Here is a 16,328-nt window from a genome sequence, read left to right on the forward strand (position 1 = left end):
AATAAGGATTTGGTGATTACATGATTTGTTGTATCTCTTGCAGGTCTGTTATCTTTTTGAGATGGTCCATGACCACTTTCACCTCGTCTCGATCGTGCACGCGGATTGCTATTTTGCACGTGAAAATACCCTCGTCGGCCTCAAAGTTCATGCGGCGAATGTTAACGTTGAGCTTGTGGGATATTACCTCGGCGATGTCATGAAGCATGCCATTTCGGTCTATTCCATGCACTTCTACGGTGGCGTCAAAGAAGAGTTCCTTGTGCATGTCCCACTTGGCATCGAGAAGGCGAGGTCCAAAACTCGTCTTAAGTTTGGTGGCTACAGGGCACGAGCGTTTGTGTATTTCGACGTGGTTCTTGCCGTCTATGAATCCGAGTATGTCGTCTCCGGGAATGGGGTGACAGCAATGTGGAAAGAGATACATGTTGATAGTGTCCTCGCGTATGACGCAAGCCTTTTTGCGATTGAAGTCTTTGCCAACAAGAAGAAGCTGGTTGGGTGAGGGGAGCACGGTGTCGGGGGCGTCGTGTTTTTTGCTTTTCCCAAAAAAAGGAACGTATCTCAGCCATCTCGAAGAGCTATTGTCTTTCTTCTTGTTGTGCAGCTCCTCAACATCTTTCTCCCCGAGAATGATGGTGTGCTCGCCTAAAGCGCGCAGCAAACTTTCTTGGTTTTGTGTGTCGTGAATTTCGCAAAGGCGGTCGAGGATAAAAGTGGAGAGCTCCAAACCGTTGTTTTTAAGCCAATTGTTCAAAATGTCCTCGCCTTTCCGTTGGGTTTCCCTCTGGTTGCGACGCAAGGCGGCCTGTATTTTGGATTTGGCCCGGCCGGTAGACACAAAGTTTATCCATCCTGGCTGTACATGTTGCGATTTTGAGGTGAGCACCTCCACTTGGTCTCCGCTGTTGAGCTTATGACTCAGTGGAACAAGTCGGTGGTTTACCTTGGCGCCAATGCAATGGCTGCCCAAATCGGTGTGTATATGGAAAGCGAAGTCAAGCACCGTGCATCCGGTGGGCATGGTTTTAACCTCTCCTTTGGGTGTAAAGACAAATATTTCGGAAGCGAAAAGGTTGAGCTTGATGGAGTCCAAGAAATCCATTGCGTCAGGTTGTGGGTCGTCGAGGATGTCTTTGATGGTGCTCAACCAGTTGTTCAGCTCGTCGTCATCGTTCTTGTTTTTTCCTTCCTTGTATTTCCAATGAGCGGCAAATCCCTGCTCAGCGATCTCGTCCATACGCTCTGAACGTATTTGCACCTCTATCCATTGGCCACTCTTGGACATCATGGTGGCGTGTAGAGCTTGGTATCCATTGGCCTTGGGATGGTTTACCCAGTCGCGGAATCGGTCTGGGTGGCTCTTGTAAATGCGGTTTAATATTACGTAGATATGGAAGCACTCATTGATCTCACTGTCTCTATCTTTAGGTGCAAAGATAATTCTGACGGCGAGAATGTCATAGATCTCATCGAAAGTGACATGCTTGTTTTGCATCTTGCACCATATAGAATAAGGACTTTTGATGCGTGCTTTGATGTGGTATTGCAGTCCGATCTCGTCTAAAGCCTTTCGTACCGGTTCGGTGAAATCGTTGAAAAGTTTGGTGCGTTGTTCTTTGGTGAAAGAGAGTTTGCCCACAATGTCCGCGTACTCTTGTGGGTGTTCGTAGCGGAAACTCAGGTCTTCGAGTTCGGTCTTGATTTTGTTTAGGCCGAGGCGGTTGGCCAAAGGGGCGTAGATGTAAAGAGTTTCGCCGGCTATTTTATACTGTTTGTTGGGTGCTTGCGAGGCCAATGTGCGCATGTTGTGCAGGCGGTCGCAAATCTTGATGAGGATGACACGAATGTCGTCGCTCATGGTGAGGAGCAGTTTTTTGAAGTTCTCGGCTTGCGCGGATGCGTGGTCTCCGAAGATGCCTCCACTGATTTTAGTAAGCCCGTCGACTATCTGGGCGATCTTTTCGCCAAAGATATTTTGGATGTCCTCGACCGTATAGTCGGTGTCTTCGACCACATCGTGTAGCAATGCCGAGCAGATACTGGTGGAACCTAAGCCCATTTCTTCGCATGCAATCTGTGCGACGGCTATGGGATGAAGAATATATGGTTCTCCCGACAATCGTCTCACACCTTTGTGTGCCTGCTTGGCGAAGTTGAAAGCTTTGGTGATAATGTCAACCTTTTTGCGGTGAGGAGAGTCTAAATAAGTCTGTACCAAATGGTCGAAGGCTTGCTTGATCATTTCGTTATCAGCCGCTTCTCGCTCCATGTTCCTCTGCTCTTGCTCGTCCATGTTGATAGAAATTATAGGTGATGATGCTCGGTTTTTATTTCACTTTGATTTTTTTGCCAGCTCTGATGTTGTTGCCCTTGATACCATTAAGTTTACGTAGTTTTTTCACGGTGGTGTTGTTGCGCGCGGCAATCTCACTCAGGGTGTCGCCTTTTCTTACGGTGACATTTTTGGAGCGTGCGCGTGACGAGCGCCTATGACGCTTGTTGTTGCGCGCATTGCGTCGGTTGTTTCGACTGCCACTTTTGTGTACGACCGAACGGCTGCCCTTGTTGACATTTGTGTCGCTGTCCGAGGTGTCGCTCGTGAGGAGCATCACTTGGTTTTTATCAACCACATATCTGTCGGCATTGTCAATCTTTACCTCTTTGCGTTTGCTGAGATATTGCTCTTTTTCGTAAGCGTAGATAGAGTCTTCTTTATCTATAAAAGTATTGAGAATGTTTTCGGGCATGCGCAATGAAGATGGCTTCGACAAACCATTGACAATGTTTTGTCGGTATTGTGGGTTGAGGGTTTGCAGCAGCTCCACGTTGATGCCCGTGACATGGGCTATCTGTTCGAAATGCACATTGCGGTTGAGCATCAGCGTGTCTGTCTTGGCTGGCAGCTCAGTGGATAGTGGGCAGATATTGTGCTCGCAATAATAGTTCATGATATAGTTTGCCGCGATGAAGGCTGGGACGTATCCACGTGTCTCGCGCGGTAGTCGTGGAAAGATTTTCCAATAGTCTTTTTCGCCTTTCTCGCGTCTTATAGCCTTGTTTATTTTTTCTGGACCACAATTGTATGCGGCTATCACGAGATTCCAGTCGTTGTATATTTTGTACAAGTCGCTCAGGTAGTGGGCCGCCGCATAGGAGGATTTGACGATGTCTTTGCGCTCGTCCACTAATGAGTTTACCTCGAGACCATATCGTTTACCCGTGGTTATCATGAACTGCCAAAGGCCTGTTGCCCCAACTTTCGACACTGCTTGGGGGTTGAGCGCGGACTCTATCACCGGCAGATACTTCAGCTCAAGCGGTAGTCTGTAGCTCTCGAGGGCTTCCTCGAATATAGGAATGTAGAAATTTTGAGCGCCCAACATGTAAGCTACAGAATGTCTCAACTCGTTGCTATATCGGTCTATGAATTTCTGTACAATGCTGTTGTAAGGCATTTCGATGATAGTGGGGAGCTTGGCCAAACGCTCTTTGTAGACCTCTTTTTCATAGGTAACGTTTTGGTCGGGCATGTTGCAGTCTACGTTTGGCTTAAGATACATCTTAGAATTATAAAGCCCCATAAGGCTGTCAAGCTCTTGGGTCATGGACTCGGGCAAGTCTATCTCTTCTTCAACGCCGTTTTCTTGTGTTACGGTTACGGTTTTGCGGATTTGGGCGTGCATGCTGCACACACCGCAAAAAAACATAGTCGCAATGATGATTTTTTTAAAATTCATAGTCTTTTTCGTGTCAAAGCAGGGTGCAGCATGGTGTCAATACTACATGATGTCACCTTGTGCTACCTGTCTTTTGGAATTTGTTAAAATATCAAGCAGCATTGCAAACCCATTGCCAAGCCACTGGCGGGATTGCGATCAGTGCTGCCGTGAATGATCGTTGGCGCCACGCGCATGCTCAAATCGGGCGAAATGTCAAACTCTGAAAGTGACGCATCGACGTAAGCATCTACCACAGAGAGGGCGTAAACACCTATCAATACAAAGAAACTAAGGTCTCGCCATCTTCTATATCGGTCTTTGCGCTTGCGGAATATGTCTTGCCAGCGCTTCATATTCTCGGGTGTTACTTGGTTGCCTAAGTGCAAAAACTGGTTGTAGCTGTGTGTATTGGGGTCGTCATCCATAATGTCAAGATAGGCCTGGCTATAATCGCGATACATCATGTTGTTCCATCTCATGGCATAAGCGCAACCTACAAATCCACCATATATAATAGGTAATTTCCACAATTTGCGATTGTATATTTGCCCTGCGCCTGGCAATACCAACGCCAACCACAATGCACGCTTTGGACTTGGGGTCCAAGTTTCCCAGTTGCGTTTATGACTTGCTGGCATGCTGTCGGTCGAATTTATAGGGAATATTTCTTTGTCGCCGTTTGGCAGAATATCCAAAGCGTCGATAGAGTCGACCGAAACCATTGGCTTTTGCGCTTTCTTTTCTATAGGAATTCTCACAGAGTCGACCTCGCTTTGCGCTGTCGCGCAGAGTGCTCCCAATGCCCACCCAACAATGATGCATAGCTTGAACAATATCGTTGTGCGCTCGCTCACTTAGTTTTGATGCTTTAGTTTGTCGAAAATATGGATAATACGCTCAAGATCCTCTTCGTTGTTAAATGGTATGCTGATTTTACCTTTGCCCCTGTCCGAGTAAGAAAGTGACACTTTCGTGTCGAAAAAGTCTGACAGTCGCTTCTTGAGCGTTTTAAATTCTTCGGGCAATTGTGCCTTGGCCATGATTTTCTTTTTGCCACTCTCGATGTCATCGCCGTTCTTAAGATGCTGTGCCATCTCCTCCACTTTGCGTACAGACCAACCGTTTTTCAGTATTTCTTTGAAGAGTTTGAGTTGCAGTGATGGGCTGTCAACGGCCAAAAGCGCACGCGCGTGCCCCATATCTATCTCTTTTTTCTGTAGTGACATTTGCACTTGCGCGGGCAATTTCAGAAGCCGCAGGTAGTTGGTTATAGCCGTTCGGCTCTTTCCAACGCGCTCTGATACTTTTTCTTGCGTCATGCCCGATTGCTCCAGCAAGTGCTCGTAGGCCAACGCTATTTCTATGGAGTTGAGGTCTTCGCGTTGTATATTCTCCACCAACGCCATTTCCATGACGTTCTCGTCTTTGATGGTGCGTATGTAAGCAGGAATGGCTTTCAGTCCCGCGATTTGCGAAGCGCGCCATCGGCGTTCTCCCGCGATAATCTGAAATCGGTTGTCAGAAACCTGTCTCAGCGTGATAGGCTGTATGATACCTATTTCCTTGATGCTGTGTGCCAACTCTTCCAGAGCCTCCTCGTTGAACGAATTACGTGGCTGGTCAGCATTGGGCTCAATCTGGTCAATTGGTATTTCGTTGATTGTGGAGGAGCCTTGCGTACGCACAGCTTCTGTCGAAATGAGCGCGTCAAGCCCGCGCCCTAATGCGTTGAATTTTTTTCTAACTGCCATTTTTACATCCTCAAATATTGTGTCATGCCTGCCAAACCTTTTATCCAGAGCTATTTTTTGTCGTTTTTGGTGATAATCTCCTTGGCCAAAGCTAAATGATTCTTGGCTCCTGTTGAATCGGCGTCATATAGAATGACGGGAAGACCGTGGCTGGGGCTCTCCGAAAGTTTGACATTACGCTGGATGACCGTCTTGAAAACCAACTCTTGGAAATGCCGCTTCACCTCATCATAAATTTGGTTGGCCAATCGTAACCGAGAGTCGTACATGGTCAATAAAAATCCTTCAATTTCCAATTTGGGGTTTAGTTTGCTTTTGATTATCTTGATTGTGTTGAGCAATTTGCTAATACCTTCAAGCGCAAAATACTCGCATTGCACGGGGATAATCACCGAGTCGGCCGCTGTTAGCGAGTTAACGGTGATGAGTCCCAATGATGGTGAGCAGTCAATCAGAATATAATCGTATTCCTCTTTCAGTGGTTCGAGGATTGATTTAATAACTTTCTCCCTGTTCTCCAAGTTCAGCATTTCTATCTCCGCGCCCACCAAGTCGATGTGGCTGGGTATGATATCTAATCCGTCTATATCAGTGGTGTATATGGCGTCGCGCACATCGGCGTGGTCAATGATACATTCATAGATGGAACATTCCACCTCGCTGATGTCCACACCCAACCCACTCGAGGCGTTAGCCTGTGGATCTGCGTCAACAACAAGAACCGATTTTTCCAATGTGGCCAATGACGCGGCTAAGTTGATAGTGGTGGTAGTTTTGCCAACGCCACCTTTTTGATTGGCCAAAGCAATAATTTTTGCCATTTTAATCATCTTGTTACGTTTATTCCTAACGATGTGAGTACCCTCCAATCGGCCTCTTTCAAATACGTAAGAATGGTGTATGTATTGTGTGCAAAGATAGTTATTTTATGCGAGAAAGAAGATAATTAAAGGTTTTTTCGTACATTTGCATGTAGAAGTTACGAAAAGAGTGTAATTTATTGAAAATGAGCGTAGGTTAATTGCTCTTGATAGTAATAGGTTACGATTTAGTTAGTTATCTACTGCATTATCCTTCTGCGCGTCGCGTAACCTTCAAAGAACTCTTTGTATGCAAAAGTAGCTATTTTATCCGAGATTTTGATATAAACTCCCGGATTTTTTATCACCTCATTCATTAGTTTTTCCGTAAAAGCGGTATTGTTCGTCGGAACACCATTGCCCAAAACGAGTTTAGAACAAACGTGTGCCGACTACCGCATAGCCAGAGAAAAGGGCATTGCCTCACGCCTAAACGATGTTTAGACTGATGAAGCAATGCCCCTTTCTTTTGCGTCTATGCCAAGAGGTGCTTTTACGGGCTACCAGATGATTTTTCTTTTTTAGCTGTTTTTTGTGCCGGAAGCGGAAAGTGAATGCAGAGAGTGTCAGCCTGCCCCATAAATGAAACAAGCGGCCACACACAGCGGGCAATCCGGGAAGAATGATTGTTGCCACCCGGCTGGACAAGTCCCGTCGGATCGGAAAACAATCATACTCCCTTTGTTGTGGTTTGCCCTTTTCACGCTTCCGGTGATGTCTTTTTCCTTTTGGTGATTCCTTTTTTACGGATTTTCCCCTGAAGTTTTTTCTACCCAATCTGCCTCTGGTTTCGTTTACCTCCATTTTGCGCCTTTCAGTGAGCCGCATCAGTCAGTCATTTTCGTTCAGGGCGCAAAGGTAATTCCGGGATTGGACGGGAAAGCAAGGTCAAGCCTCCTGTTTTCTGCGGAAATCTCCAGCCCTTCGGGTAGTATTTCCCCGAAAAACCTTGCATTCCCTAATCCCTACCTTTTCAAGCACCCGAAACGAAAACGACCGATGCGACAGAAAGACGCATAAAAAAAATGTCGGATAAACGAGAGGCAGATAAGATAGTTTGAAACTCAACTCCCTCAGCTCTTGAATCCGCATAAAAAACAAAAAAATCAAAAACAGCGAAGATATGACGGCAACGGCAAATTTCAGACAAGTGGCGCAATACATCGGGTTGGCGATATGCGGCTTGATGATGCGCACCGCCTTCGGGGTGTTCGGCATCCTTTGGGACATCATCAGAGAGATTATAAACGGAGTGTTCCGAGTGGCGATAGGTGTAATCGTGGCTATCCTTTCCACCATTGCCTACTTCGGCTTCATCCTTTGGTTATTCACCCTTTAACCCTTACCGACATGGCAAAGAGAAACAGCAAGACGGTAGCGCAGCAGTGCAGATATTACGAGGTGGACAACATCTTCGTGTATATGGTGGAAACGTACATCAACGGTAATTTTGAAACTTTCCGAAGATTGTACCACGAACTGAACAAGGACACACGGAGGGACTTCATGGACTTCCTTCTCAGCGAGGTAGAGCCGACCTATTGGAGAGAGAGACTTAAACAGACAATCTAAAAACGACAGCGATATGAAAGGAACAGACCATTTCAAAAGAACGATACAAATGTATCTGGAACAGCGGGCGGAGGAAGATACGCTCTTTGCGAAGAAGTACCGCAACCCTGCCAAAAACATAGACGAGTGCGTGACCCACATTCTGAACTATGTGCAGAAAAGCGGTTGCAGCGGCTTCACGGACGGAGAGATATTCGGGCAAGCCATCCACTACTATGAGGAAAACGAGATAGAGGTGGGCAAACCTATGAACTGCCAAGTGGTGGTGAACCATGTTGTGGAACTCACGGAAGAGGAAAAGGCGGAGGCACGTCAGAACGCAGCTCGCAGATACCAAGAGGAGGAACTCCGCAAGTTGCAAAACCGCAACAGACCGCCAGCGAGAAAAGTAACCCAATCCCAACCCTCATTATTTGATTTAGGCTTATGAAACCGAAGACCAAGATACAGAAAAAGGTGGCAAGACTTTCAGCCAACCTTCGCCCCATATCAGCGACACAAATAGATTGGGCATACCGCCACTGTATTGAACATATCGGCTACCGCACCAAGAAAGGGAACATTACCTGCTCCGACTGCGGTCACGAGTGGTACAGCAACAGCGTACTGTGCGACACCCTTGAAGGCTGTACCTGCCCCAAATGCTATGCCAAACTCAAAGTGCAGGACACACGCAAACGTATCTACAAGGAAACGCAGTATTTCAGCGTGATAACCACCTGCAAAGGCTATCAGGTAATCCGTGTGGCGCAGGTCAGATGCGAGAGCAGGAAAGGCGAGCCGATGCACTTCTATTGCCACGAGGTTGTGCAGCGTTGGATTTCACCCGACGGTAAGGTTACGGACATGGCGTTGCTCCGTGGCTTCACATTCTATTACTGCGATGTATGGGCATTGTGCAGCGCGATGGAGATAAGACCGCACAACAGCCTATACGATGATGTTGTGGCAAGAAGCTGTGCATATCCTAAGATGAGGGTATTACCCCAACTCAGACGCAACGGCTTCAAGGGCGATTTCCACGGCATTTCCCCCGTGCGTCTTTTCAAAGCCTTGCTTTCAGACCCAAGAATTGAAACCCTTATGAAAGGCGATGAGATTGAGGTCATGAAACACTTTCTTTTCAATGCCCGTACTGCCGATGAATGCTGGGCATCATATCTGATTGCCAAGCGTCACAAGTATCGGATAGACAACTTCTCCATGTGGTGCGACTATCTGCGTATGCTCAACAAACTCGGTCAAGACCTCCGCAACCCGAAGAACATCTGCCCCGAAGATTTCATGGCGGCACACGACAACGCAACTCGAAAGATTGAAGCCATACACGAGAAGGAACGGGCCGAACAACGCCGCCGCTGGGAGATTGAAAGGCGTGAGCGTGAACAACAGCGGCAACTGCAAAGGGAAAAAGATGCGGAGGATTTCATTGCCAACAAATCCAAATTCTTCGGATTGGTAATCACTGACGAGGAAATAATCGTCAAGGTACTTGAAAGCATAGACGAGTATTACAGCGAGGGCAAGGCACAGAACATCTGCGTGTTCGGCAGTGAATACTACAAGAAAGCCGACACCCTCATACTCTCGGCAAGGATTGGCGGTGAGATAATTGAAACCGTAGAGGTGGATTTGCGGACACTCAAGGTGGTGCAGTGCCACGGCAAGTACAACCAAGACACCGAATACCACGAGCGCATCATAGACCTTGTGAACAAGAACGCCAACCTTATCCGTGAGCGGATGAAAGCGGCATAGCATAAACCCTAAAACAACATTGATATGGAAGTAAGAATCGAAAGCATGATTTGTGTGTGGGACGATAAAATCCCCACCTTGTTCCTTGAATTTGTAAATCTCCTCACTCTCTCAACAAGTGAGGAGGGATTAAGAAAGAGCGTAAAGGAGTTTGCCGAGAAGCACGAACTTGACAAGTTTTTCCTTTACGGCTTCGGCTCTCACCATTTCTACCTGCACCAACGCTACACGAGCAACCCCGAAATAGTGATGAAGAACAGAGTTCTGTCAGTACATTTTTAATCATCTAAAAAGCAACATTATGGCAACACGAATGACCATCAACGGAGTAAGCACCTGTACGGAAGCAGGGACGGAGAAATATGAGCGTTTCCAATCGGGTATCGGCAGACGCAAGCGGACACTTGTGCAGTACGACTACCGCCATACGGACGGAGAACTGTTCACTTGTGTCAAACCCACATTGGACGAGTGCCGAACCGCAAGGAACAAGTGGCTGAACGCAAAGCAGGGAAAGGAGGGCAACCGATGAACACGACCTATCAAACGCTGATAGTCAAATTCAGCGAACCTATCGCGGCATTGGACGGTATCTTTGACGATGCCCAAGCGTGGGGAACGGACACCCTCAAAGGGTGGATAGATGATTACGAAAGCACACGTTTCACCGCCACCGACAGCCATACGGCAGTCATCACGAGCGAGTACAATATGGAGTGTGTGAAGGAGTGGCTGCAACGGCAGACACCCATTGCCGAGATGCGAGAATTTTGAACAAGTTGGCGGTGTCCGCACCGCCAGCACTTAAAACCCTAAAAACAACGAATATGATAGCACAGACGATATTACAGCAGATAGGTGGAAAACGCTTTACCGCCATGACAGGTAGCCGAGATTACATCAATATGGGCAACGGCTTACGGATGAGCCTTGCAAGGAACAAGACAAGTGCCAACCGCCTTGACATCATCTATGATGCGGGGGCAGATCTCTACAATATGCGCTTCTACCGCAGGACATTCAGCAAAAAGACATTCGAGTGCAGGACGAAGGACATTGCCGTACACGAGGGTATCTATTTTGATATGCTGGAGGAAATGTTCACGATGGTGACGGGACTTTACACACGCTTTTAAGAAGAGGAACGGGCGGTAAAATCGCCGCCCGCTACTTTTGTCAGTGAGCAGTGGGCGGCACAAAAGTAGCAAAAAGCCCAAGTTCCAATCTGTGATACAATTTACAAAAACAAGTTTTAATCATGGAAGCAATCAGACAGAACGGAAAAATCATCTTGCACAGCAACGACGGCATAAGCATAAAGATGATTTTCAGAAACCTTACGGGAAGGAATTTTCAAGGTCAGGAGTATGCGGACTATATTAGCCACATCGCAATTGGGAGCATGGGGTTTACGCCCGGTAGCATTGAGCATTGCAGGGACGGTGGCGTGATAGACACGGGAACAATCCCGAATGTATGAAAAGCGGAAAATCCAATGAAGTTGGCGGCTTCATCGGATTTTTCCGAAATAATCATTAAGTATTTTAATTTTGAAATGTTTTTTGTAAGAATGTTAGTAGTTTAGACATATCTTCCTTTCGATATATCATTTCACAAACTTTTTGAACAAATACATTTTCTTCTATTCCTTGTTCTTTTAAGTTTTTAATGAGGTAATTATAAAACGCCTTGTCGTCATTCTTTTTGATTAAACTATCCACCACTTCTTTTAGTGATTTAACTTTGAAAAAACGGTCACCTATTTCCTTGAAAAAATCAGCATCTTTATTTACAATAATTTTTTCATGTAGGTATTTTTCCAAACTATGTATTGGCAGAAAATTTATTGTTAAATTAGTATATAATCCCTTTTGCTTATATAGTTGTTCAAAATCCGGTTTTACATCACCATCAAGAACACTTAATACTTTTGTTCCAACCCCTGCTAAATTTGACTTACAAATATCATCTTGCATTTTTAACACATTCTCCCAACCACCACTTGGTAGAATATTAATCAATTTACTTTTATACAAGGCATTTTCATCAATTATATTCTCCAATATATATTTAGCCAACACATCCTCTACTAAAATAAGAAAATCGTATCCCGAATGTTGATAAATATCTCGTGTTGCATATGATGGATAACATGGATTTACAATAGCGATATTATCCAACTCCTTTTGTAAATGAAAAATATTTGAAGGCTTTATTTTCCTAAGTAATTCTATTGAATGACTTGAAAAATATATAGCAAGATTATACTCTGTAGCCAATTTTTGCAAAAAATCAACTAACCTCATGATTGCAGATGGATGCAATGCTAATTCAATTTCATCTATCAATATAAGCCGTACATCTTCAGACTTTGCAGGGCGAACAATGACAACATTCAACATATGCAATAAGCTAATCAACATATTTTCTCCTGCACTCATACAAAACTGATTAACTATTCCATTAGTTCCTTCAATGAAATATGGAATTCCTTTGAACGCTTTAAGTTGTGCTAATGTTCTATTTTTAATGCGTTTAAGATTTGTATAGAAATCATAATTTCCATGCAAAATATAACTTAAATTGCGCGAAACAAACGAATCTGCATCAGTTAAAATTGTATTATTAACTCTTTCAGCTTTTAGTAATGTATCATAATTTGCATCTATAAAACGCATTCCATGTATTATGCTACCTTCATAAAAACCTTTTAGAGATATTATATCAGTTGAACTACAACTCCATCCTCTACTGGCTTTTGTCCAAGAATTTTCTTTTCCATCATAGGATATTGTGATTTTACTATTAGATGAATAATCATGAGGTTGAAAAACATTGAATGCAGAGTTACGTACAACCTTAGAAATGACTGTCATGATAGTACTTTTGCCTGTTCCATTAGCTCCAGTTATAGCATAAAGTCCTGTTTCTATTGGTAGATTTAACTCAATATTATTGATGTTCTTTAATTGTTCTATTTTTATATTTAATTTATTATTCATAATTGTTCTGTCTTTGGACGCAAAATTAGGCATTTTATACTGAATGACAAAATGTTATCATAAAATAATACAACTAAAGTAATATTGAGGTGATACATAATTACCCCTGCTCTTGAATTATAAAACAGAGGTAATTATTTTTTTTACGAATTTTGCATCAATCACGGGATATACAGCAGCGCAAACTCCACCTTTCTCCGTGTGAGCAGCATGGCATGGCGTTTTCCCTTGTAACTGCAAAAAGCAATATATTCATGGTAGATGTTCCTGTCGCCAGCCTCCAACTTCTTTATCAAGGTGCTTTTGGGGATTGTCTTGCTACCCAAAAGCCGGTATGGACCCACGTTGTAGGCAAGCGTGGCGAGTAAAAGGCTGTCTTTCCCGAACTGCCGGAACATCGCGCAGAACTTCCGCAAGTCTTTCCGCAGAAGCACGTCCGCCTGCCGCTTCGTCATGGTTCGTGCCGAATATCTTTCGTCCGGCAGAATTTTGTGACCCCAACCCACGTATGGGTGGTGTTTTTCCGAGTGCCAGCCCTCAAAATATTTCGTGCAGCACACCGCCCTCTCGAAAAGTGGCAAACGGTAGATTGCCGCCTGCCCGTCCATTCCCTCTCGGCGGCTGATCCGTGCGGACACGGAACAGACCGCCATAAGCGAACAGAGCATTACCATGAATACACGCATCATTTCAGCAAGGGGCTGAAGTTGCCGATGGGAACGATGGTCAAACCGTCATCCTTTACATTCCGGTTGTTGAAGTCAAATTCCAGCTCGAAGGAGTTGCCGAAGTTGTCCTCCACCACCACAATAAAGTTGTGCGCCTCTTCGCCCTCCGCCGTGTAGTACAGGCGGAACTTTTCGTTCTCCAGCAGGTAGCGGTCGTTGGGCAGGAAGGTGATGCCGTTATCCATTTTCAACTTTCCTTCTCCCTCAAACTGAAAATAGCGGATGGTATAAAGCGTGTTAGCGAAGTCGCCCTCCTTTTTCAGTTCACAGCGGATTTCCACCGTCTGCCCCTTTGTCACCTTGTTCGGCACGGGCATGACCTCCACCGTGAAGGGATAGGACTGTTGGATGTCCATGTCGTCATCGCACGACACGAGGGTGAATGACACAGCGGCTATCAGGCATAACGCCACCACCTTAAAGATGTTTGTACTCTTGTTTCTGTTGTTCAGTATGTTCATTGTTCTTCGATTTTTAGATGATTGTTTTTCTGTTTTTTCGTTGTCCGTTGCAGGTACTCATTCAAGTCCTTGCAACCGTCATAGAGGGAGGAACGGTCGGCGACACGCGCCCCATACCGTTTGGCAAGAGCGTCAAGCGTCCGCCGTCCGGCTTCGTCACGGTCAAGGAAGCATCCGATGCGCCCGTAGCCGTCCAGCAATTCCGCCGCCTTCTCCACGTTGGCGACAGAGTTCAGAACAAGGCAGTCAGCGTTACCGGTTACGCCAAGCGTCACAGCGGAGAGAAAGTCCATGAAGCCCTCAAACACGAGGCACTCGTCAGCCGGGATTTCCTTCGTCCTTGCCAAAGACACATCTTTTGGCGGGATGCACCCCTTGAAAAATCGGCTTCGGACTTCATATCCACCTGCCATATTCAGGAAACCGACAGCAAAATACCGTTTTCCACGCACACTGTAGTTCAGACGGCAACAGTGACGGGATGTGATGGCGATGGGTATGCCACGTTCCGCCAGATAGTCCGTCAACGGTGAGCGAAGTAACGGAGCGACCTCCACATCCTCAAAGACGGGTTCGGTCGGCTTCGGGAGATAGGCGGGCTTTTCCCATCCGGCAACCGTCATATTGGCGGCTTCCGCTATGAACTTCGCTTGCTTCATGAAGTCATCGCTTTGCAGAAACTCCCCGGCAAGCGTGAAGATGTCGCCGCCCTTGCCCAAACCGAAGTCGTACCAGAGCTGTTTCGCCACGTTCACACGGAAAGAGGGTGTGCGCTCGCCCCTGTACGGGGCAAGATACCACAGCTCGTTACTGCTCCTTCTAACAGGCTCATGCCCCAGCCGTGCGAGAAAATCCGTAAGCGGCATCCTTCTGACAGCATCTATTTCCGTCCTTTCCATGCCCGTGTCAGTTGATGATGAACTTGATACCGACCCCGAACTGCGTGTGAAACTTCCGCGTGTCGCCACCCCAAAGGCAACGCTCCCGCAGATTGGCAAGCAGGGCTATACGGTCTGCCACGTAGCATTCCACATCGAGCGTCAGCGCGCCGCCGTAGATGAAGGCGTCCCGGTCGTGCAGCGTAGAACCGTCATGCAGCACCTTCGTTCCCCAGTTCACCGACTCATATCCGGCAAGAGCCGAAGCCCCGGCATAGACGAACACGATTTTTCGAGCGTCCGACAGTATCTTGAAGTAATAGCCGCCCTCCGCCGTGAACTGCGCCACGGGTATCTTGGTGTTCTTGTAAGGATTGTTTTTCAGGAGGTATTCGCCACCGAACACCCACTTGTTTCCCCTCTTCGTGTAGGTGGAAAGAGACGCCCCGAAACTGTAGCCGCCGTCCTTGCCACCGGGATTGAAACCGTCCGCCATGTCCGCCCTTACCTCGATGCCATGCATCTTCGGCAGACACCGCTGGGCGTGCGCCTGCCCCGTGAAAAGGGCAAGCGACGCGATGATTATTGCGATGTATTTTCTCATGGTCAGCGCACTTGAAGTTCGTTAATGGTGCTGGCTCGTACCAAATCCTCGTTCTCAATCACGAAGGACTGGTGACGGCCGCCGTTCTTCTCGTTCAGCTCCACCACGAGGCACTTGTCGTCGGGGATGGTGAACTTCGCCATCGTGAAGACCGTGCGCTCACTTTTTTTGCCCGGCACGAGAGTGGCGTAGTTCTGCGCACGGAGCGGCAGAATGATCTGCTCCTGCACGGCGGTACGTTTCGCCACCTTCTTGTCCACGATTTTCCAAGTGATGTAGTCCACATCGAAAGGCACGTTGCTCTGGTTCTTTATCTCCGTGTGGAAGTAGAGTAAGCCGTTGTGCGTGTAGATGCCTTTCAACAGGTATTGGATGCCGAAACGCTTGCAGCCGATATGCTTCACCTCGCGCTTGTTCTGTTTGTGGATGGACTTCATGATAAGGCGCACCAGCATCGGGCTTTCGCTGCCCAGCTCTTTCAGATAGATTTCCTGCGCATTGTTCGGGCGGTTCACCGTACTGCCGTCATGGATGAAATCGCACATCTCCACGTTGAGTAACAGCGGTTCGGCGGCGTACTTCACGTTGAAGGTGTAGAAACTGCCGTCCTCCGTGATGACGGACATATTCGTTTCGTTGGGAAAATTTCTCACGGTAGCCTTCACGCGGATGACGTTCTCCGCTCCGTCGGCTTTCCCGGCAATCAGGTCGGGCGAGCCTAAATCGACATAGCGCACCTCCGCCGGAAAAATGACGTGGACGGTCTTGTCATAGGTCACTTCCAGTCCGTGCGGCGGTATCATGCGGTCGAAGGTCAGCTTGCGCGACAGACCGTGATACAGGTCGCCGTCCGCCTCCTTCTGCGGATAGACCTCCTTCGTCAAGGTCGGCTGTTCACTTCCTTTGGTCGTTTCAACGGTTACATTCTCCTGCGCGTTGGCAGTTGCGATGCCCATAGCGAGGGCAAACATGATGATTACTTTTCTCATTAC

Annotated in this window: 20 protein-coding genes; 9 read left to right on the top strand and 11 right to left on the bottom strand. The window is 46.8% G+C overall.

Annotation, left to right across the window (positions count from 1 at the left end; genetic code table 11):
• Positions 1-16: 16 nt before the first annotated feature.
• From C7379_RS03890 to C7379_RS03910, 5 genes are all read right to left on the bottom strand, one after another.
• The gene (locus C7379_RS03890; protein ID WP_116616121.1) at positions 17-2,296 is read right to left on the bottom strand and encodes a RelA/SpoT family protein; all 2,280 of its coding nucleotides are present in this window, start codon (positions 2,294-2,296) and stop codon (positions 17-19) included.
• Between the two features lie 34 nt (positions 2,297-2,330).
• Entirely contained in the window at positions 2,331-3,740 is a 1,410-nt protein-coding gene (locus tag C7379_RS03895) for a lytic transglycosylase domain-containing protein (RefSeq protein ID WP_116616122.1), read from the bottom strand.
• Between the two features lie 83 nt (positions 3,741-3,823).
• Positions 3,824-4,576: a DUF5683 domain-containing protein gene (locus tag C7379_RS03900; RefSeq protein WP_116616123.1), complete on the bottom strand. Its 753-nt coding sequence runs from the start codon at positions 4,574-4,576 to the stop codon at positions 3,824-3,826.
• Positions 4,577-5,473 carry a ParB/RepB/Spo0J family partition protein gene (locus C7379_RS03905; protein WP_116616124.1) on the bottom strand — a complete coding sequence of 299 codons (897 nt, stop codon included), beginning with the start codon at positions 5,471-5,473 and terminating at the stop codon, positions 4,577-4,579.
• Positions 5,474-5,523: 50 nt separating this feature from the next.
• A complete protein-coding gene (locus C7379_RS03910; RefSeq protein WP_036894593.1) occupies positions 5,524-6,294 on the bottom strand; it encodes a ParA family protein in 771 nt (256 codons plus the stop codon).
• A gap of 1,162 nt (positions 6,295-7,456) precedes the next feature.
• Here C7379_RS03910 and C7379_RS03930 point away from each other — a divergent pair.
• The 9 genes from C7379_RS03930 (at position 7,457) to C7379_RS03970 (ending at position 11,143) form a co-directional block, all read left to right on the top strand.
• Entirely contained in the window at positions 7,457-7,672 is a 216-nt protein-coding gene (locus C7379_RS03930; protein ID WP_002560959.1) for a hypothetical protein, read from the top strand.
• Positions 7,673-7,683: 11 nt separating this feature from the next.
• Positions 7,684-7,905 carry a hypothetical protein gene (locus C7379_RS03935; protein WP_002560960.1) on the top strand — a complete coding sequence of 74 codons (222 nt, stop codon included), beginning with the start codon at positions 7,684-7,686 and terminating at the stop codon, positions 7,903-7,905.
• A gap of 13 nt (positions 7,906-7,918) precedes the next feature.
• Positions 7,919-8,335 carry a PcfK-like family protein gene (locus C7379_RS03940; protein ID WP_002560961.1) on the top strand — a complete coding sequence of 139 codons (417 nt, stop codon included), beginning with the start codon at positions 7,919-7,921 and terminating at the stop codon, positions 8,333-8,335.
• Positions 8,332-9,663 (top strand): PcfJ domain-containing protein, encoded by a 1,332-nt coding sequence (locus C7379_RS03945; RefSeq protein WP_002560962.1) that lies wholly within the window; start codon positions 8,332-8,334, stop codon positions 9,661-9,663. The genes C7379_RS03940 and C7379_RS03945 overlap by 4 nt, the downstream gene beginning before the upstream one ends.
• Positions 9,664-9,687: 24 nt before the next feature.
• The gene (locus tag C7379_RS03950) at positions 9,688-9,945 is read left to right on the top strand and encodes a hypothetical protein (protein ID WP_002560963.1); all 258 of its coding nucleotides are present in this window, start codon (positions 9,688-9,690) and stop codon (positions 9,943-9,945) included.
• Positions 9,946-9,964: 19 nt separating this feature from the next.
• Positions 9,965-10,195: a DUF3873 domain-containing protein gene (locus C7379_RS03955; protein ID WP_002560964.1), complete on the top strand. Its 231-nt coding sequence runs from the start codon at positions 9,965-9,967 to the stop codon at positions 10,193-10,195.
• On the top strand, positions 10,192-10,437 hold the full coding sequence (locus C7379_RS03960) for a DUF6956 domain-containing protein (protein WP_002560965.1): 246 nt from the start codon (positions 10,192-10,194) through the stop codon (positions 10,435-10,437). The genes C7379_RS03955 and C7379_RS03960 overlap by 4 nt, the downstream gene beginning before the upstream one ends.
• 53 nt (positions 10,438-10,490) lie before the next feature.
• Positions 10,491-10,799, top strand: a complete 309-nt coding sequence (locus C7379_RS03965; RefSeq protein WP_002560966.1) for a hypothetical protein — start codon at positions 10,491-10,493, stop codon at positions 10,797-10,799.
• A gap of 122 nt (positions 10,800-10,921) precedes the next feature.
• Positions 10,922-11,143 carry a DUF7688 family protein gene (locus C7379_RS03970; RefSeq protein WP_004356138.1) on the top strand — a complete coding sequence of 74 codons (222 nt, stop codon included), beginning with the start codon at positions 10,922-10,924 and terminating at the stop codon, positions 11,141-11,143.
• Positions 11,144-11,207: 64 nt separating this feature from the next.
• Here the strand turns inward: C7379_RS03970 and C7379_RS03975 are convergent, their stop codons facing one another.
• The 6 genes from C7379_RS03975 to traN all read right to left on the bottom strand — a co-directional run bounded on the left by C7379_RS03975 (position 11,208) and on the right by traN (position 16,325).
• On the bottom strand, positions 11,208-12,665 hold the full coding sequence (locus C7379_RS03975) for an ATP-dependent nuclease (RefSeq protein ID WP_002560968.1): 1,458 nt from the start codon (positions 12,663-12,665) through the stop codon (positions 11,208-11,210).
• 161 nt (positions 12,666-12,826) lie between these two features.
• Positions 12,827-13,354 carry a glycoside hydrolase family protein gene (locus tag C7379_RS03980; RefSeq protein ID WP_002560969.1) on the bottom strand — a complete coding sequence of 176 codons (528 nt, stop codon included), beginning with the start codon at positions 13,352-13,354 and terminating at the stop codon, positions 12,827-12,829.
• Positions 13,351-13,854, bottom strand: a complete 504-nt coding sequence (locus C7379_RS03985; RefSeq protein ID WP_002560970.1) for a DUF3872 domain-containing protein — start codon at positions 13,852-13,854, stop codon at positions 13,351-13,353. Before C7379_RS03985 ends, C7379_RS03980 begins: the two co-directional genes overlap by 4 nt.
• Entirely contained in the window at positions 13,851-14,753 is a 903-nt protein-coding gene (locus tag C7379_RS03990; protein ID WP_002560971.1) for a toprim domain-containing protein, read from the bottom strand. Before C7379_RS03990 ends, C7379_RS03985 begins: the two co-directional genes overlap by 4 nt.
• Before the next feature lie 7 nt (positions 14,754-14,760).
• Entirely contained in the window at positions 14,761-15,336 is a 576-nt protein-coding gene (locus tag C7379_RS03995) for a conjugal transfer protein TraO (protein ID WP_008764729.1), read from the bottom strand.
• Between the two features lie 2 nt (positions 15,337-15,338).
• The gene (gene traN / locus C7379_RS04000) at positions 15,339-16,325 is read right to left on the bottom strand and encodes a conjugative transposon protein TraN (protein WP_002560973.1); all 987 of its coding nucleotides are present in this window, start codon (positions 16,323-16,325) and stop codon (positions 15,339-15,341) included.
• Positions 16,326-16,328: the final 3 nt, after the last annotated feature.

Origin of the sequence: Hallella colorans (assembly GCF_003096815.1) — a bacterium.
Classification (GTDB): Bacteria; Bacteroidota; Bacteroidia; order Bacteroidales; family Bacteroidaceae; genus Prevotella; species Prevotella colorans.